7 protein-coding genes are annotated in these 20028 nt (G+C 64.0%); 6 read left to right on the forward strand and 1 reads right to left on the reverse strand.

All coding sequences use genetic code 11. The features are described 5' to 3' along the window. From AB4Z20_RS04815 to AB4Z20_RS04835, 5 genes are all read left to right on the forward strand, one after another. Nucleotides 1-786: AMP-binding protein (locus AB4Z20_RS04815; protein ID WP_442089433.1), on the forward strand; the 786-nt coding region annotated here is incomplete at its 5' end. Continuing rightward, nucleotides 762-2417 (forward strand): condensation domain-containing protein, encoded by a 1656-nt coding sequence (locus AB4Z20_RS04820; protein ID WP_442089434.1) that lies wholly within the window; start codon nucleotides 762-764, stop codon nucleotides 2415-2417. The genes AB4Z20_RS04815 and AB4Z20_RS04820, both read left to right, overlap by 25 nt. An 86-nt stretch (nucleotides 2418-2503) precedes the next feature. Beyond that, the gene (locus AB4Z20_RS04825; protein WP_442089435.1) at nucleotides 2504-11605 is read left to right on the forward strand and encodes an amino acid adenylation domain-containing protein; all 9102 of its coding nucleotides are present in this window, start codon (nucleotides 2504-2506) and stop codon (nucleotides 11603-11605) included. Between the two features lie 58 nt (nucleotides 11606-11663). Further along, nucleotides 11664-15494, forward strand: a complete 3831-nt coding sequence (locus AB4Z20_RS04830; protein ID WP_442089436.1) for a non-ribosomal peptide synthetase — start codon at nucleotides 11664-11666, stop codon at nucleotides 15492-15494. Then, complete coding sequence (locus tag AB4Z20_RS04835; protein ID WP_442089437.1) at nucleotides 15491-17134, forward strand: cyclic peptide export ABC transporter; 1644 nt, start codon at nucleotides 15491-15493, stop codon at nucleotides 17132-17134. The genes AB4Z20_RS04830 and AB4Z20_RS04835 overlap by 4 nt, the downstream gene beginning before the upstream one ends. A 47-nt stretch (nucleotides 17135-17181) precedes the next feature. Here the strand turns inward: AB4Z20_RS04835 and fhuF are convergent, their stop codons facing one another. After that, on the reverse strand, nucleotides 17182-17844 hold the full coding sequence (gene fhuF, locus AB4Z20_RS04840) for a siderophore-iron reductase FhuF (protein ID WP_442089569.1): 663 nt from the start codon (nucleotides 17842-17844) through the stop codon (nucleotides 17182-17184). Between the two features lie 226 nt (nucleotides 17845-18070). Here fhuF and AB4Z20_RS04845 point away from each other — a divergent pair, with 226 nt between their 5' ends. Further along, nucleotides 18071-19774, forward strand: coding sequence for an ABC transporter ATP-binding protein/permease (locus tag AB4Z20_RS04845; RefSeq protein ID WP_320390319.1), 1704 nt, complete (start codon nucleotides 18071-18073; stop codon nucleotides 19772-19774). Nucleotides 19775-20028 lie beyond the last annotated feature (254 nt).

A 20028-nucleotide genomic window follows, 5' to 3' on the forward strand; every position in this document is an offset into this window, starting at 1 on the left:
GCCCACGACCTGGCCTACGTGCTCTACACCTCCGGTTCCACCGGCCAACCCAAAGGCGTGATGAACGAACACGGCGCCTTGATGAACCGTCTGCATTGGATGCAGGACGCCTTCCCGATTGGCCCGAACGACCGTGTGCTGCAAAAGACCCCGTACAGCTTCGACGTGTCGGTGTGGGAGTTCTTCTGGCCGCTGATCACCGGCGCGACCCTGGTGGTCGCTCGTCCGGACGGTCATCGCGACCCGGCCTACCTCAGCCAGTTGATCCAGCAGGAACGGGTCACGACGTTGCACTTCGTACCGTCGATGCTGCGGGCCTTTGTCGAAGAGCCGAGCCTGGTCGACTGCCAGAGCCTGCGCCAAGTGTTCGCCAGTGGCGAAGCCTTGCCGGTGGACCTGGTGCGGCGCTTCATGGGYCAACACCCGGCRGCGCTGGTCAACYTGTACGGCCCGACCGAAGCRGCCATCGACGTCTCGGTCTGGCGTTGCTCGGCGGACGATGTGATCGTGCCGATCGGCAAGCCCATCGCCAACCTGCGCTTGTACATCCTCGACGAAGCCCTGCAGCCGTTGCCGATTGGCAGCATCGGCGAGCTGTACATCGGCGGCGTCGGTGTGGCCCGGGGTTATCTGAAACGTCCGGACCTGAGCGAGGAACGCTTCCTCGCCAGCCCGTTCGTGGCCGGTGAGCGCCTGCGCAACCGGACCTCGACACCCAGCTCGCGGCCGAGCTGCCGGCCTACATGGTGCCGGCGGTATGGGTGCAAATCCCGGCCCTGCCCCTGAGCACCAACGGCAAGATCGACCGCAAGGCCCTGGCCGCCCTGCCTTTGCCAAACACCCAGAAAGACTACGCGGCACCGCGCACCGACCTGGAACGCCTGCTCTGCCAGTTGTTCGGCGAACTGCTCGGCGACACCTTGACCGGCGGCCGCGAAGTCGGCACCTCGGACAGTTTCTTCGCCTTGGGCGGTGACTCGATCCTTGGCTTGAAACTGATCTCGCGCTTGCGTGAACAGGGCTATTCGCTCACGCCACGGGACTTGTTCCGTTCGCCGACCCCGGCGGCCCTGGCCCATGTGACCACGGCGCTGCTGACCCAGGCCGAACAAGGTGACGTGACCGGGCCGATGCCGCTGATGCCATTGCACCAGTGGTTCTTCGACCAGCAACAGGTCCAGGCCGCGCACTGGAACCAATCGGTGCTGGCCGACAGCGACCGTCGCCTGGAGCCGGCCATCGTGCAAGCCACGCTGGATCGGCTGGTCGCCCACCACGACGCCCTGCGCCTGCGTTTCACCGACGTCGACGGCCAATGGCAGGCGCACATCGCGCCGCTGGCTGCGGCCCAGTTGACCTGCTGCGAGCACCCGGAACAACTGCTGCAAGTCGCCCAGAACCTGGACCTGCAACACGGCCCGCTGTTTGCCGCGGCGCTGCTGGAAGGCACCCCGCAGCGCCTGTACCTGGTGGCCCATCACCTGGTGGTCGATGCGCTGTCCTGGACGCCGCTGCTGGAAGACTTCCAGCAGTTGTACCCGGCACTGGAGCGTGGCGAGAGCCCGACGTTGCCGGCGAAAACCACCTCGTATCGTCAATGGAGCGAGCACCTGCAAGCCCATGCCGCCAAGGTCGCTGCCGAGCATCGCTACTGGAGTGCCCAGATCGGCGCAAACCAGCCGCCCATGGCCACGGTCGCCGAACGCCAGACCCTGTCGGCTCGCTGGGATGCCAGCCGCACGCACCAATGGCTGACCGAATCCCAGGCGGCTTACCGCACCCAACCGGAAGAACTGCTGATCGCCGCCCTCGCCGCGACCCTGGCCGAGGCCGAACAGCGCAGCGACATCGTCGTGGACCTGGAGCGCCACGGGCGTGACGCACCGTTTGCCGGGCTGGACGTCGGCCGCACCGTCGGCTGGTTCACCACCCTTTACCCACTGCGAGTGAATGCCAGCGGCGCCGCGGGCGATCAGGTGCGCAACGCCAAGCAAGCCTTGCGTGACGTACCTGGCCTGGGCCTCGGCTACGGCTTGCTGCGCCAGCGCGGCGAGTTACCGGCCAGCCACGGTGATGTGCTGTTCAACTACCTGGGGCATGAGCAAACGCCAGCGGGCTGGTTGCGCGCCAGCAGCCTGACCCCGCCGCCGGACGTGGCCCCGGTGAACCGAGTGACCCATGCCCGAGAAGTGGTGGCCTGGCTGGAGGACGGCGTGTTGCGTGTCGAATGGCACAGCGTCACGCCGAATGCCGACAGCCGTTTGCCCGCTCGCCTGCTGGAACGTTTGCAGGCGCTGGTCGAACACTGCCTCGACCCGCAGGCCGGTTCGCTGATGCCTGCGGACTTCCCGCTGGCCAAAGGCATGAACCAGGCGACCCTCGACACCTTGCTCAAACGCCTGGGGCCGAAGAAGTGAGCCCCGGCACGACCTGTATTTGACTTAGAAGTGCGCCGTTCGCGGCGCACGTGTCTCCTCGTTTTTCTGGATTGAACACCGCCGCCATGCATGACCAAATCGAAAATATCTATTCGCTGACCCCGCTGCAAAAAGGCCTGCTGTACCACGAGGCCTATGCGCCCGAATCCCGGGTTTATTACCAGCAGATGAACATCGGCCTGGCCGGTGAGCTCGACCTCGCTGCGTTCCGCCTGGCCTGGGTGGCCCTGATGCAACGCCACGCAGTGTTGCGCACGGCGTTTCTCTGGGAGGAGCTGGACGACGCCTATCAGGTCATCCTCAAGGAAGTCGACCTGCCCCTTCGTGAAGTCGATCTACGCGGTCACTCGCAAGGGCTGGCAGCCCTCGCGGCAGAAGATCACGCACAGGCGTTCGAACTGGGTGCCGCCCCGTTGATGCGCCTGACCCTGGCACGACTGGACGATGTAAACGGCCAAGCACAGTGGTCGCTGGTCTGGACGCACCATCACCTGTTGCTCGACGGTTGGAGCGTCGGCTCGCTGCTCGCGGACTGGCGTGATCTGTATCGTGCGGCACGGCGTGGCCAGCACGCGTCACTGGAAACGGTGCGACCGTTCCAGGATTACGTGGCTTACCTCAGTGAACGCCCTTCGTCAGACGACTTCTGGCACAGCCGCCTGGCAGACTTCGCCAACACCACCCGCGTGCCCGAATCGGACCCGCGCGGCCTGGTCGCCGACCCGGTAGACGCTCGCCTGCCCTGCACCGAGCATTCCCTGAGGCTGGATGCCGCAACCACCGCTCGCCTGGCCGGCTTCGCCCGGAACCACAACCTGACCGTCAACACCTTGCTGCAAGCGGCTTACGCTTACCTGCTGGGTCGTCACAATGGCTCTGATGAAAGCCTGATCGGCGTCACCGTGGCCGGGCGCCCACAGCGTCTGAGCGGTGTCGAGCGCATGGTCGGCCTGTTCATCAACACCTTGCCACTGCGCGTTCGTTGGGACGATGCACCGACCGTGGGTCAATGGCTGGCGGGCATCCAGGACTGGAACGCCGAGATGCGCGAGCACGAACACACCCCACTCGCCAGTCTGCGGGCATTGACCGCGCTGCCGCCGGGTGGCGAATTGTTCGAAGCGATCATCGTATTCGAAAATTTCCCATTCCCCCGGGAGCTGGATCAAATCGACGATGGCCTGTTCGGTCTACCGGACGCCGAACACGCCGCGCCCTTGCGCCACACGGGCGGGCGCAACAACTACCCGATGTCGCTGATCGCGTCGATGGAAAGCGACTGCTTGCAACTGCACCTGGTGCATCAACGCAAACGCTTGTCCGACGCGGCCGGCGCGCGCCTGTTGCAGCAATTGGCCGTGCTCGTCGAGGAACTGAGCCTTGACGCGAATCGGCCCCTGGCCGACGTGCCACTGTGCCCGGCGCAAGAGCTGCAGCTGACCCGCCACTGGGGCAACGGTGCGCCCCTCCCATTGCCTGATGCGCCGCTGCACGCACTGATCGCCATCCAGGCCCGCCGTCATCCCGAGCGCGAAGCCGTGCGCGACGCCAACGGCGCCTTGAGTTACGGCGAACTGCTTGAAGCATCGACCGGATTGGCCAACGCCTTGCGCCAGCGGGGCCTGCAACAGGGTGATCGAGTCGCGCTGGCCCTGCCCCGCAACAACGACGCGGTCATCTCGCTGCTGGCGGTGATGCAGGCCGGTGGTTGCTTCCTGCCGCTGGACCTGGGCCAACCGGCCTCGCGCCTGAGCGCACTGATCGCCAGTGCCGACGTGGACTTCATCATCGGGACACCGGCCTTCGAAAGCGCCTGCGTGCAGGTGATCGAGGCCTCGGCCCGTGCCACCGGCATCGACCTGCCAGCGGTGGATCAACAGGCCTGCGCCTATGTGATCTACACCTCCGGCTCCACCGGTACGCCGAAAGGCGTGCGCCTGTCTCATCGGGCTATCGTCGCTTATATCACCGGCATTCTGGCCGAACTGGGTTGCGCCGAGGCGGAACAACCCTGGCGCCATGCGCTGCTCTCGACCCTGGCGGCGGACCTTGGGTACACCCAGTTGTTCGGCGCGCTGGTCAGCGGTGGCAGCCTGTTGCTGGTGGACGACGACACACGTGCCGACCCGAACGCACTGGCGCAGTGTTTTGCCGAGTTCACCCCGGATCTGGTCAAGCTCACCCCCAATCACTTGCACGGTCTGCTCGCCGCTCGTCCCGACGCCGATCTGCTCCCGCGCCGCGCCTTGTTGCTGGGTGGCGAAGCGCTGCAAGGCACATTGCTGGACACCCTCCGGGCGCTGCGTCCGGACCTCGCGGTCTACAACCACTACGGCCCGACCGAAAGCGCAGTGGGCATTTGCCTGTCGCGCATCGACCAGCCTCTGGCCGGTGTGCAACCGCTGGGCCGCCCGCAGCCAAACCGGCAACTGCGGGTACTCGACAACCACGGTCACCCAGTGCCTGTCGGTGTGCCGGGGGAACTGTGGGTGGGCGGCGAAGGCCTGGCCATCGACTACCTCGGCGATCCAGCGCAAACCGCTGCGCGCTTCACGGCCGTCGCCGACCTGCCCCGCGCCTACCGCACTGGCGACCGTGTGCGTTGGCTAGAGACTGGCGAGCTGGCATTCCTTGGGCGCGTCGACAACCAGATCAAGCTGCGCGGCTACCGCATTGAATTGGGCGAAGTCGAAGCACAGATCAAACGCCTGTCGAGCAACATCCAGCAAGTGCTGGTGCATGTGGTGCAGCCGGCCAACGAGACGCCACGCCTGGTCGCCTGGTTGGTGGCCAGTACCTCCATGTCTGCCGACAAGCTGCGCCATGACCTGGCGCTGCGCGTGCCGGATTACATGGTGCCAGCGGACTTCATCGCGCTGGATGCCATCCCGCTGAACGCCAACGGCAAACCGGACATTGCCCGCTTGCCCTTGCCCGACGCCCCGACCCGTCAGGACACCTACGAAGCCCCACGGGATGCGGTGGAAAGCGCCTTTGTCGAGATCTGGCAGGATGTGCTGCGGGTCGAGCGCGTCGGTATCCACGACAACTTCTTTGCCCTGGGCGGTGATTCGATTCTCAACCTGCAGATCATCGCTCGCGCCCACCAGCGCGGCATGAAGCTGACGCCCAAGCAGTTGTTCGAAAACCGCACCATCGCCGAAATCTCCGCGGTGATCAGCCAAGGCACGAACTACAGCCGCGAGACCAGCAGCGTGGCGCGCAATGTGCCGCTGACAGCGGGTCAGCATGCCCGCCTCGAAGCCGGCCCGCTGGCGGCGGACTGGCGCTGTGTGGCCTTGAATGCACCGATCAGCGTCGAGGTGTTGAGCCGTGCCGTGTTGGCCCTGCAACAACAGCACCGGGCGCTGCAAGTGGGCCTGGTCCCACAGGCTGACGGCACCTGGGTGCAAACCCTGCCGGCTACACCTAAGCCGGTCAGCGCCAGTCGCCAGTCGTTGAACACTGGCGATTCCAACGCATTGGCCGAGCTGGCTGAAACCACCCTGGCCAGGCTGGACCACGCCGCCGGCGAAGGCTGGCATGCCTGCCTTTGCGAACAGGGCGACGCCGTGCTGTTGGTGGCGCATGCCTTGCGCCTGGACGCCAGTTCATGGGCTTTGCTGATGACGGACCTGGCGCTGGCCGTGGCGCAAGCGCAGTACGACCGTGCAATCGATTTGCCGCGTCCCGGTGGCAATCTGGATGAATGGGCTGAATACCAAACTACCCGCGCCAAGGATGAAGACGGCTTGGAGCCGGCGTGGGAATACTGGCTGCAATACGCTGGTGAAGCCCTGCCGTCCGCCCCGCAACCGCAGGGGCCGGCCACTGAGCGCCGCGTGCGGATTTCGTCGTCTCTGAGCGCCCGTCTGAATGTGCTGCAACGCCGCAGCCACGCGCCGTGGGCATCACTGGTAGCTACCGCCGTCGCAGCGGAACTGGCACAACAAAGTGCCAGCCAGGACGTCTGGCTAAGCCTGGATCGCGGTCGCTGCGAGCGCGCTCGTTTACCGCTCACCAGCGCCTTGAGCCGCACCGATTTCGATCCGGCCACGGTCATCGGCGCGCTGAGCCACGCCGTTCCCCTGCGCCTGAGCCTGACGCCGACGGCCAGCGCCGCACAAATGCTTGCGCAGGTTGACGCACAACTGGCCGCCGCCCCGGACACCGGTGATGACTACGGCGTGTTGCGTTACTTGGCCGACAACGACTACTTGCGCGAACCGCTGCTGAGCCTGCCACAGCCGACCGTGCATATCGTCATGGCCGGCGAATGGCAAGCCCATGAAGGACCGTTGGGCGACGTCATCGCCGGCAGCGCGTCGATCGATGCGCCTGGCTTGACCCTGTCCGTCAGCCTCCGACACGGTCAACTGCACATCGATTGCCGTGGCGCCGGCGCAGAGCGCTGGGCCGAGGTCTTGGAGCAGCGTCTGGCCATCCTGGCTGCCGACGCCGAGCAAGCCATTCCCGGTGCCCACGCCTTCCCGTTGTGTCGCGCAGCCGGACACGAGCTCAGCGCCTTGGGCACGAACTTCGATTGGGCCGGCATCGACGACTTGCTGCCCTTGTCGCCGATGCAGGAAGGCATGTTGCTGCACACCCTGCTGCGTCCCAACAGCGGCATTTACCTGATGCAGCAACGCTATCGTTGGGACGGTGAGCTGGACCGCAGCGCCATCGAATACGCCTGGGCACAACAATTGGCCAGGCATCCGATGCTGCGCACCGGTTTCTGGTGGCAGGACGGCAAGGCTGCGCTGCAATGCGTTTACCACGACACCGATCCGGCCTTCGCCTGGTACGACTGGCGTCACCTCGACGAGGCGAGCCGCCAGCGTCAACTCGACGCTGTGCTGGACGCTGAATGCCGTCAGGGCTTCGACATGCGTCGGCCACCGTTGACGTTCCTGCGGGTGTTCCAGGTGGCTGACCGGGAGTTCCTGATCGTGCGCAGCTTCCACCACATCCTGACCGACGCCTGGTGCTTCGGCCTGTTGATGGCCGACCTGTTCGCCCACTACCAGGCGCGCGTACTCGGCCAGCCGGTGGCGCGTCCGTTGCTGCCGTCGTTCAGCAACTACGTCCATTGGTTGCAATGCCAGGACACGTCCATCACCGAACAATTCTGGACCCGCGAACTGGCCGGTTTCAGCGCGCCGACACCGCTGGTGGTGGATCGCCCGGCCACGACCGAGCAAGCGGTCGAGACCGTCGCCAACCTTGACGTCACCTTGTCGATTGCCGACACCCGCGCCTTGACCGCGTTGTGCCAACAGCACCAACTCACGTCCAACACGTGGATCCAAGGCGCGTGGGCCCTGCTTCTATCGCGCTACAGTGGCAGCGATGACGTCTTGTTCGGCGTCACGGTGTCGGGCCGTCCAACCGACCTGCCCGGCGTGGAAGACATCGTCGGCCTGTTTATCAACAGCCTGCCGTTGCGGGTCAAGGTTGACGATGAACAAGCCGTGGTGCCCTGGCTGCAAGCGCTGTTCGCACACAACGTCGAGCTGCGTGCCTACGAACACGCACCGCTGGTGGATATTCAGCGCTGGAGTGAAATCGAGCATGGTCGCTCGCTGTTCGACAGCCTGGTGGTGTTCGAAAACGCGCCGTTCGACGCCGGCCTGTCGGATCGCCAGGTCGACTTCAACGTCGACATCTACGAAGACCGGGTGCACACCAACTATCCAATGACGGTGGTGCTTTACCCCGGCGATCGCCTGGGCATTCGCTTGACTTACGACGCCGCAAGGTTCGACACCGAGACCGTGCAACGCATGCTCGGCCACTTGCGCCAGCTACTGACGCAAATGGTTGCCCGGCCTGACGCACCACTGGCGTCGCTGTCGTTGCTGACGCCGGAGGAACGCCAGACCTTGCTGGTGGACTGGAACCGCAGCGAACTCGACTTCCCGCTGGAGCAAACCTACGCCGAGCTGTTCGCCCGCCAGGTGGCCGCGCATCCACAGCGCATCGCGGCCGTGTGTGGCGCCGAGAGCCTGAGCTACACCGAGCTGGACCAGCGCGCCAATCGCCTGGCCCGGGCACTGGTGGAAACCGGCGCCGGTCGTGACACCCTGGTGGCCCTGGCCGGCGAACGTGGCCTGCCGCTGCTGAGCATGATGATCGCCGTGCTCAAGGCCGGTGCCGCCTACTTGCCGCTGGACATCAAGCATCCCCCCCAACGCCTGGGTGAAATTCTCGAACTGTCCGGGGCGACGATCCTGTTGACCAGCGACAGCGCCGATTCGGTCATCGACCCGGCACTGGCCGCGTGTACCGCAACACCGCGACGCTTGCGCACCGAAGCGCTCTGGCTGGGTGGTGATGCGACGCCACTGCAAATGGCAGGCAGCCCTGACGACCTGGCCTATGTGATCTTCACGTCAGGTTCCACGGGCACCCCCAAAGGCGCGATGATCGAACAACGGGGCATGCTCAACAACATCTTCGGCAAGGTGCCGACGCTGGGTCTGTCGAGCACCGACCGAATTGCCCAGACCGCCTCCCCGGCGTTCGACATTTCGGTCTGGCAGTTCCTCGCCGCACCGATTCTCGGCGCCACCGTGCACATCCTGCCGGACGTGATTGCCCATGATCCCGAGCGCCTGCTGGCGGCCCTGGAAACCCAACAGCTGTCGGTGCTCGAAGCCGTGCCGACGATGATCCGCGCCCTGCTCGACCTCGCGGGTGCCGACACGCAACTGCCGGCACTGCGCTGGTTGCTGCCAACCGGCGAAGCCCTGCCCCCGGCCCTGGCCCAGGCCTGGCTGGGTCGTTTTGCCCATGTGCCGTTGATGAACGCCTATGGCCCGGCGGAGTGCTCGGACGATGTGGCGTTCCACCCGCTGACCCGCGTACCGGACGAAGATGGCAATGCCATGCCGATTGGCCGGCCTACCGCCAACAATCATCTGTACCTGGTTGACGCGCAACTGCGTCCGGTGCCGGTGGGCGTGCCGGGGGAAATCTGCGTCGGTGGCGTAGGGGTCGGTCGCGGCTACCTCAACGACCCGGAGAAAACCCGGGCCGCGTTCGTCGCGCACCCATTCGAACCCGAGGCCCGTTTCTACCGCACGGGTGACCTGGGGCGCTGGCGCGCAGATGGGGTGATCGAGTTCCTCGGTCGCCGCGATCAGCAAGTGAAGATCCGTGGCCACCGTATCGAACTGGGGGAAATCGAAGATCACCTGGGTCGTCATCCCACCGTGCAGGCCGTGGCTGTGATCGTCAATGCCGACCAGCGCGGCGATCTGCAACTGGTCGCGTACTGGACAGGCGACGACACCCCGGTGGCGGTACTGCACGAATGGTTGGCCCAACGCCTGCCGTCCTACATGGTGCCGGCCCATTGGCAACAGCTGGAGACTTTGCCGTTGAACGCCAACGGCAAAGTCGACCGCAAGGAACTGACGTCTCGAACGCTGGACAGCCACCTGATCGAACAACGTCCACTGAGCAGCGATACCGAGCAGCAACTGGGCGCGATCTGGGCGCAAATCCTCAACGTGCCGGCGATCGGTGCCGACGAGAACTTCTTTGCTCTCGGCGGGCACTCCTTGCTGGCGACCTTGGTGGTTTCGCGCATTCGCAGCCAGCTCGCGGTGGACCTGCCGCTGCGCGCAGTCTTCGATCACCCGGTATTGGAAAACCTGGCCCGTGCCATCGACAGCGCGCGCTTGCAGACAGCGCCATTGGCCCTGCCGACCATCACCCGGGCGGATCGCTCGCAGGCCCTGCCGTTGTCGTTTGCCCAGCAACGTTTGTGGTTCCTCGAACAGTTGAACCCTGGTTCCAGCGGTTTCAACATTCCGTTCGCACTGACGTTGACCGGGACGCTGAATGTCGAAGCCCTGCGCCTGGCCTTCGAGCAATTGGTCGCCCGTCATGAAGTGCTGCGCAGCACCGTGCACAGCGATCAAGGTGAGCCTTGGCAGCGGATCGAAACGGCGCAGGCATTCGCGCTGCCGGTCACCGATCTGCAACAGGTACCCGCGCAAGAGCGTGAGCCGGCGATCCAGGTGCACTTGTCCGAGGTCTTCGGCCAGCCGTTCGACCTGACCCAAGCGCCGTTGATTCGCGCACGATTGCTGCAACTGGACACGCAGACCCATGTGCTGGCCATTGCCCTGCACCACATTGCCGTAGACGCCTGGTCCATTGCGCAATTGGTCGATCAACTGGCCAGCGACTATGTCGGTTTTGGCAGCCCGGCAACCCGCATCGACACTCCGCCGCTGCAATACGCCGACTTCGCCGTCTGGCAACGCAAGCATCTGCCGGGCCCGGTCTGGCAGCAACAATTGGCCTACTGGCGTCAACAACTGCAAGCCAGCCCGGCACCGCTGTTGTTACCGGGCGCCCAGACCCGCGACCTTGGCGGGTGCGCGCGGCATCGCAGTCGCCTGCCGGCATCGTTGGCCCAGGCCATCAACGACCTGGCGAAAGCTCGCGACGCCTCGCCGTTCATGGTGCTGCACAGCGCGTTGAATGTCGTGCTGCATCAGCAAACCGGACGGGAAGACCTGTTGGTCGGCACCGACATCGCCAACCGCCATCAACAGCAGACCGAAGACATGGTCGGCTTCTTCGTCAATCAATTGGTGCTGCGTTGCCGGGTCACGCCGCAGCAGACGTTTGCCCAATTGCTGGGCGATGCTCGACGCGTGGCGCTGGATGCCTTTGCCCATCAGGACTTGCCGTTCGACGCGCTGGTGGCTGATCTGCTGCCACAGCGAGACGCGCGGTACACGCCGTTCTTCCAGGTCAAACTGGTGGTGCAGAACACCCGTCAGCAGGACCTGCATCTGCCGGGGTTGGCGATCAGTGAACGGGAACTGGAGCCACAGGCCTCGGATGTGGACCTGCTGATCAACGTCGTGGATGACGGCGCAGGACTGCTGGTGGTGTACGACTACGACACCGGCCGTTATACCCGTGACGGCATCGAACTGTTCGACAGCCTGTTCGTGTGCCTGCTGGAGCAACTGAGCCTGAACGCCGACACCGACGTCGCCCAGTTGCTGCTGCCACTCAATCAACTGCAACAGACCCGCCGGGAACAGGCGCAGGCCGCGCTGCGTGAAGCCGGTAGCGCACGTCAGAGCACCCTGGGCCAGGCCCGTCGTCGCAATGTCGTGAAGGACGCCGAGCAATGATTGCCATCGACTCAGTGTCCCTCGCGCTCATTCCCCACCTTTTTGTACAGGTCTCAGCATGACTCAGTCTCACGAAGACACGTCGTTTGAAGGTTTCGAACTGTCACCGCAACAGGCCCATCTGTGGCGCTTGCAGCAAACTAGCCTGGCCTCGGCGACAGCGCAGCGGGCCACGCTGCGTATTGCCAGTGAAACACCGTTGGACGGTGCACGGCTGACCAACAGTTTATCGGCGCTGCTGCAACGCCACGAGATCCTGCGCACCCGCTACCCGCAACTGCCGGGGCTGTTGCTGCCGATGCAGGTGATCGACGATTGCGCCGCTGATTGGCAGGCGCTGGGCATCGAACTGCACGTGGACGCTCAGTCGGCCACGTTGCACTTGCCGGCCTTGCACCTGGACAGCACCAGCCTGGGGTATCTCGGCGAAGAATGGGCGCAAGGCTATCTGCACGCCACACCCCAGGAGCCACCGCTGCAATACGCCGACTACGCGGCCTGGCGCCTGGAGTCGGTGGACGAGCAAGGCCGCCGATTCTGGGATGAGCAGTTCAACGCCGTGATCACGGACGTGCCGTTACCTTGGCATCGGCAGAACCCGGCATCCTGCGCCGCTGTCGCCCCTGAGCGCATGCAACTGCAGTTCGACGACTCGACCCGGCAGCGCCTTGAACGGCAAGCGAACGACCTCGGCGTCAGCCCTGGCATTTTCGTGCTCGGCGCCTGGGTCACCGTGTGGCAACGCTACAGCGAAGCCGAACGCCTGACGCTCGCCTACGAAAACCAGGTACGGCCTGACGTACTGGGCGATGCCCTCGGTCTGTTCTGCGAACCGCTGCCACTGACACTCGATACCTCGTCCGGGTTGTCGTTTGCCGCACTGTGTCGACAACTGAGCGAACGCGTTGGCTTGCTCAACGATGCCCGCGACAGCTACCCGAGCCACTTGAGCCACGCGCCATCGCTGACGGGTGTCGGTTTTCGCGAACTCGCGGCAACGCCCGACAGTGCCCTGAACGATGCCGGCTGGCGGATCGAACAGGCAACCAGTGCCAGTGCCGGCTGCGCGCTGCTGTTGCAATATCAGCCGTCGTCATCCAATGGGTTGTCGCTGCACTTCGACGCCGCGCTCTACACGTCGGCCCACGTCGAAATCCTCGCCGAACAATTGCTGAGTGTGATCGAGCACAGCCTGCATGAGCCCTCTGCCCGGCTGGACCAATTGACGACCTGCAGCGCCGCCGAGCAGCAGCGTGTCACCGGCGCGCTGGCGGCTTCGCCCCCTCAGAGTCCGGCGCAAGAACAGCGGTATGCCGCCATCTTCGCGCTGCCCAACCTGGCCGCCTGCTTCACCCTCGACGCCACCGAGCGGGCCCAGCGCCCGGCCGTGAGCGGGCCCAGCGGCACCTTGAGCTACGCCGAGCTGGATCAGCGCGCCCGCGCCCTGACCCAGCAACTGCTCGCCCAAGGCCTGGCGCCTGGTGCGCGGATTGCGCATTTCCTGCCGCGCGACATCGATGCGGTGGTGGCACTGGTGGCGATTCTGCGCGCCGGTGCGTGCTACGTACCGATCGACCCGAGCTACCCCACCGAGCGCATCGAACATATTCTGCGTGACAGCCAGGCACGCCTGGTGCTGACCCACCGCGCCCGCGTGCAAGACCTGCCGACAGACTGGCAACCGAGTGCGCTGGCCATCGATCAGGCGATGTCGGCGGTGCCGCCACAGGACGAGCCGCAGGTCGCGCGGGATCAACCGGCCTACCTGATCTACACCTCGGGCAGTACCGGCCAGCCCAAGGGCGTGCTCATCAGTCATGCCAACGCCCTGCATTCGCTGGCGGCGCGGCTGTCGGGCTACCCACACCCCGTGCAACGTTTCCTGCTGCTGTCGTCGTTCGCCTTCGACAGTTCCATCGCCGGGCTGTTCTGGAGCCTGGCCCAGGGCGGTTGCCTGCACCTGGCCAGCGAGACCGAGCAGAAAGATCCGCTGCTACTGGCCCGGTTGATCCGCAGCCACACTGTGTCGCACCTGCTGGCGTTGCCTTCGTTGTATGCGTTGTTGCTGGACGAGTTGGGCGATAGCCCGAGCCCGCTGAACACGGCGATTGTCGCCGGCGAAAGCTGCCCGCCGGCACTGGTGAACAATCACTATCGCCGCCAGCCCGGCGCGCAGTTGTACAACGAGTACGGCCCGACCGAAGCCTCGGTGTGGAGCACCGTCGCCCTCTGCCAACCTGAGAGGGGTACGAGCCCCGTGCCCATCGGCCGAGCGATTGCTCATACCCGGGTGTATTTGCTCGACAGCGACGGCGCGCCTGTTGCCCGGGGGCTCAAGGGCGAGATCCATATCGCCGGGCCTGGATTATCCGAAGGGTATCTGGGGCTGCCACAGATGAGCGCCGAGAAGTTTATCCAGGCCAACCATCCGGCACTCCGTGGCCAACGCCTGTACCGCACCGGCGACTTCGCCTGGCAGGATCTGGACGGGCAATTGGTGTTCCTTGGCCGTAGCGACTCGCAGATCAAATTGCGCGGCTACCGTATCGAACTCGGCGAAATCGAAACCGCCCTGTGCAAGGTCAGTGGCGCCAGGCTGGCGGTGGTCTTGCTGGATACGACCCAAGCCGAACCCAGCTTGCGCGCTTTCGTCGAGTCGGCTAACGAGCTTCAGGCCGGTCTCGTGCGCGAATCCCTGGCGACACTGTTGCCGGCACACATGATCCCCGCCGATATCCAGTGGCTGACGCAACTGCCACGCACCGCCAACGGCAAGGTCGATCATCGCGCCTTGCTGGCCCGGCAGCCGAACCACCGCGTCGCGGTTTATGCCGCGCCCGAGGGGCATGTCGAACAGGTGCTCGCGGCGGTCTGGCAAGAGCTGCTGGAGGTCGAGATCATCGGTCGCCACGACGACTTCTTCGCCCTCGGTGGCCATTCGTTGCTGGTGGTGCGCATGACCGCCAGGCTGCGCGCCCTGCTCGGCATCGAAGTGCCGGTCAACGTGATCTTCCAGCACCCGACGCTGATCCAGCTTGCCGAGCAGATCGCCCAGCCGCACGACCGCTCAGCCGTCATCGCCTTGCAGCCCGGCGTGGCAGGCCAGCCCCCCCTGTTCTGCCTGCATCAGCCGGCGGGCGGGGTTCATCACTATTTGCCGATGGTCGCCGGCTTGTCGCAGGCGATACCGGTTTACGGCATCGCGTTGCCCGAGTCGTTACGCGACCAGGACCTCGTCGCATTGGCCAGCGCCTATGTGCCGCAGATCCGCCATATTCAAGCGCAGGGTCCGTATCGCCTGGGCGGGTGGTCCATGGGGGGATTGCTTGCGTTGGAGCTGACTCGACAATTGGAAGCACTTGGGCAAACGGTCGAATGGCTGGGGTTGTTCGACAGCACGTTCCACGCCGAGGACGAAGCGCTGGCCTGGGATGCGTTGTATGCCACCGTGCAGCGAGAATTGAGCAGCGACAGCCGCCAGCGCCTGGCCACGCTCGCCCCGGAACCGTTGACACAATTGCGCGCGGCCACGGCCAAGCTCGATCGCGTGGCGCAATTGCGTTTCGCCCTGCTGCAATGGACACTTGCCAACGGCCTGAGCCTCAATGCGCCGTTGGCGTACGTTGAGCAGGTCTTGGACGTGATGGCCGACGCACGCCGCTGGGTCAACGGCTATTCAGTGCCCACCGTGCAGGCAACCCTGCACCTGTGGTGGGCCGAACAGACCCTGGTCGAGCGCCCGAGCCTGCCTGCGCAGTGGGACGCCATCTGCCAGCGAACCAGTCATCATCACGTCGCTGCCGATCACGACACGCTCCTCGGGCAGTCTGCCTTCCATGAACAACTCAACAAGTCGCTGGCTGTGGCCTCGACGGAAACCGTCGCATGAACCTGATTCTTTATCTTTACCGCCAATCGGCACGCCTGCTGGCATTGGCTTCCATCAGCGGCGCCCTGGGCGGCCTGGCGAGCGCAGGGCTGGTGATCCTGATCAACCGTGGGTTGGCCAACCCGCATCAGTTGCCGGAACTGGCCCTTGGGTTCTTCGGGCTGTGTGCGGGCATGTTGCTGTGCAAACTCTGCTCGGAACTGTCGTTGCTGCATCTGACCCAAAGCGCCATCTTCCAGATGCGCATCGACTTGTCGCGCAAACTGCTCGCCACCCCGCTCAAGCGCCTGCAAACCATGGGTAAGCACCGCTTGTTGGTGATCCTGACTGAAGACGTGCACACCTTCACCGCTGCGTTCGAGTGGGTCCCGCTGCTGTTCGTCAACGCCGTGGTGACGTTGGCGTGTTTCGCCTACCTGGCCTGGCTGTCGTGGTCACTGCTGCTGATCCTGGCGTTGTTCCTGCTGGTCGGCCTGATCGCGTTTCACCTGGCCGAACGCGGCCCGCTGAGCCACCTGGAACGGGTGCGACAACAGAAAGACGTGCTTTACCAGCACTTTCGCAGCCTGATCGAAGGCAGCAAGGAACTGCAATTGAGCAATGCCCGTGGCGAAGCGTTCGTCGAGCGCGTCATTCGTCCAGGCGCCGATGAGTTCCGGGTGCGATTTTTGCGCGGCATGGCCGGGTATTCAGTGGTGGCCAACCTTGGCACCCTGCTGTTTTACCTCAACCTGGGTGTACTGCTGTTTGTCGTGCCGTTCTGGCTGCCGCAGTCAATCACCGTGCTCACCAGTTTCACGGTGACGTTGCTCTATCTGGTGCGACCGATCTCCGACCTGATGATTGCGCTGCCCTCTTTGCGCCAGGCCAGTATCGCCCTGAGCCGCATTCGCCAACTGGATGCCGAACTGAGCACCGAAGCCCAGATGGCTGCACCGGTCGGTAACGCGTTTGCCAGCCAGGAGCCGACGCGCCTGCTGCTTAATGGCGTCTGTCACCGCTATCCGGGCGAACATGAGGATCACCCTTTCCTGCTCGGGCCAATCGATCTGACGTTGGAACAGGGCGAGCTGGTGTTTGTCGTCGGCGGCAACGGCAGCGGCAAGACGACGCTGTCCATGCTGCTGCTCGGGTTGTATGCGCCGGAATCCGGCTGCGTCGTACTCAACGGTGTGGAGGTGGACGACGACAACCGTGAACAATACCGCCAGCACTTTGCTGCCGTGTTTGCCGACTTCCATTTGTTTGAACACTTGCTGGGCGATGATGGCCCGGGTGCCGAACAGCGCACGGCCGATGCGACACGCTACGTCAAGGCGCTGGGCCTGGGGCACAAGGTCAGCATCGTCGATGATCGCTTCTCCACGGTGGAGCTCTCCACCGGCCAGCGCAAACGACTGGCGCTAGTCTCAGCGTATCTGGACGACAAACCGTTTTACCTGTTCGACGAGTGGGCGGCCGACCAGGACCCGGCCTTCAAGCGGGTGTTCTACATGGAGTTGTTGCCGGAGCTCAAGGCCCGGGGCAAGACCGTGATTGTGATCACGCACGATGACGCCTACTTCTCCCAGGCCGACCGGGTATTGAAAGTCGAGAACGGCCGTCTTACCCAAGTCGAAGCCCAAGCCGCCTGCGCCTGATGGGGCTTCTCACTGTCCTGGATCGGAACGGTTGATCGGCCCCATGGCTAGTCGTCCTGATAGATGGAGTGCAGGTAACTGACCTGCACTGCCACCGGCAGGCGGTGCAGCTTGGGGCAGGACTCACAGAGCACCGGCATCTGGCCCTCAACCGCTTCGTGCAACTGGTAATGCAGGCAACAATGCTTGCGCAGTGGCAGACGGGGGCAAATCAGCGGCGCGGGTGATTCCACCATGCGCTGCAGGCCTCGCAGCCTCAGGCGACCGTCGTTCACCGTGACCTGCTCCAGCCACTGGTGCGCCTCGGCGAACCCCGCTCTTGAGAGGTCGGGGTCCATCCTGGCGAAAGCACCGTCCCAGATGGCGACCATGTTGGCCCACAGTATTTTCGGTGCCAGGCCACCGGCGGCAGCCAAAGCTACGAACAACGGCGCCAGGTGCTCATGAATCAGCCGACTCCAGTAGTCGGCACGCCCCTCGGCGGACAGCGCCATCAGCCGGGCATTCAAGCCCAACGCCATGGGCTCGCCCTCAGCATGAAACAACACCGCCTTATCGCCCCAGAAATCGATCGCGCCCTGACGCGTGAGCACGCACGCCAGGGCGGCCGGCAGGGCAATGCTCATGTAGTTCATCGACCACTGCGAAACCACAGCCGCGCGATTCACCCCCGGATATTGCAGGGCAAATCGAGACAGCAACGGTTTCAGCACGGCAGGGTCGGCAACATGACTTAACCCAATAGACGGTTGATCGCCAGGTGCTTGCCGAATGACCCGTGTTATTGGCGGCCAGGCCTGGTTAAGCCATTCTGGAAATTCGATAACAGGGCTCCCGTGGCTTTCCCTAATTAATGCAAACGATTAGCATTGGCTGATCCTATCCTCCCTCCCCTGCAAACTCAACGTCGTCAGCGACCGGGCTCACCAAGACCACATGCATACACTCCGCAATTTCTGGCGTCTCGCACGGCCTTTCTGGACATCCGAGGAAAAGTATCCGGCCCTGCTGCTGTTGTTCGCCACTGTGCTGATGACCCTGTGCATGGTCGGTATCAACATCCTGACGAATTTCTGGAACCTGCATTTCTATAACGCCTTGCAGGCCCTGGATTACCACGGTTTTCTGATCGGCAGCCTGCAGTTCATCCTGCTGCAGATCGGCACCGCCGCGTTTACCGTCGGTGCGTTTCACTTCCAACAGAAGCTGACGCTGCGCTGGCGTCGTTGGGCGACGCGCAACATGCTCGATCAGTGGCTGGACAACCAGCGCTACCATAAGCTGAAACTGAGCGAGACCGACGTCGACAACCCGGATCAACGGATCGCCGAAGACATTGACCTCTTCATCATAAAATCCCTCAAGTTGAGCTTGGGGCTGCTGACGTCGGTGGTGTCACTGTTTTCTTTCCTGCACATCCTCTGGCAGGCCTCCAGCCTCGTCAGCGTGCCATTCAACGGCGAGTCATTCGTCATCCCAGGGCTACTGGTGTGGGTGGCCCTGGTGTACGCAATCGCAGGAACCGGTGTCGCATTCTGGCTGGGACGTGCGCTGCCCAGCCTCAATTTCATGCAACAACGGCGTGAAGCAGATTTTCGTTTCTCGCTCATCCGCCTGCGGGAAAACGCCGACTCAGTGGCCCAATACCGTGGAGAAGCCGCAGAAAAACAACGGTTCAACCTGCGTCTGGAGGCGGCGCTGGAGAACTTCTGGGCGTTGGTGAAAAAACAGAAACTGATCATGGGCTACTCAACCCTCTATTTGCGCAGCGCCACGGTCATCCCCATGTTCATCATGGCACCACAGTTCTTCGCGGGCGCATTCCCCCTCGGCCGGCTGACACAGATCAGCGCCGCCTTCGGTGAAGTACACGCAGCCATTGCCTATCTTGTGGAGGTATTTCCGGAACTGTCGGAATGGAAGTCGGTGATCGACCGGCTGGTCGGTTTCCAGGAGCGCCTGGATAACGTCGAGGTCAAGTCCCAGGTCAGGCACGAGCAACAGGCCAGCGGCCTCGACATCAAGGACCTGGACATCTGGCTGCCAAACGGCCGGCCCTTGTTCAAAGGCTTCAACCTTTCCCTCAAGCCTGGCGACAGCCTGATGATCAGCGCGCCGTCCGGCTATGGCAAATCGACGCTGATCCGCACGATTACCGGGCTTTGGCATCACGCTCGCGGTTCAAGTTGCTATGACCGTGAGCGCGCCCTGACACTTTCGCAAAAACCCTACCTGCCGTTGGGCAACCTGCGCGAGGCGCTGTGGTACCCCAAACCGCCCCGCCGCGAAGAAGATGCGGCGCTGCGCCAGATCATGGAGCAAGTCGGCCTGCAACACCTGGCCGATCAACTGGAGCAGGAACGGGACTGGGCGCAGACCCTCAGCGTCGGCGAACAGCAACGCTGTGCATTCGTCAGGGCCCTGCTGACCCGCCCTACGGTGCTGTTTCTCGACGAGAGCAGCTCGGCGCTGGATGCGGCAAACGAAGCGCGCTGCTATCAACTGCTCAAGCAAACGCTGCCGGACACGATCCTGATCAGTGTCGGGCACAGCGCCTCCCTGGAGCACTTCCATTGGCAAGTCCTTGAATTGCGGGACGAGGCGCAGTGGGTGCAGCGCAAGGTCAGGCAAGCGGTGTGAGCCCGCATTCCGCGCCTACGCAATAGCGCATGCAAAAGTGCTCCTGTGGCGAGGGAGCTTGCTCCCGCTGGGGTGCGAAGCGCCCCCCATGAAGCTGATGACATCTTCCTGATACACCTTCGTGGCCGGCTATGGGGCTGCTGCGCAGCCCAGCGGGAGCAAGCTCCCTCGCCACGGGGTCGACGTGTTCCCCTTGCTCCGTGGACAGATCCCTGAAAAGCGTGAACGACCTGTGTGGCACAACATCCCTGCTC

Source organism: Pseudomonas sp. KB_12 (assembly GCF_052114545.1).
GTDB lineage: Bacteria > Pseudomonadota > Gammaproteobacteria > Pseudomonadales > Pseudomonadaceae > Aquipseudomonas > Aquipseudomonas brassicacearum.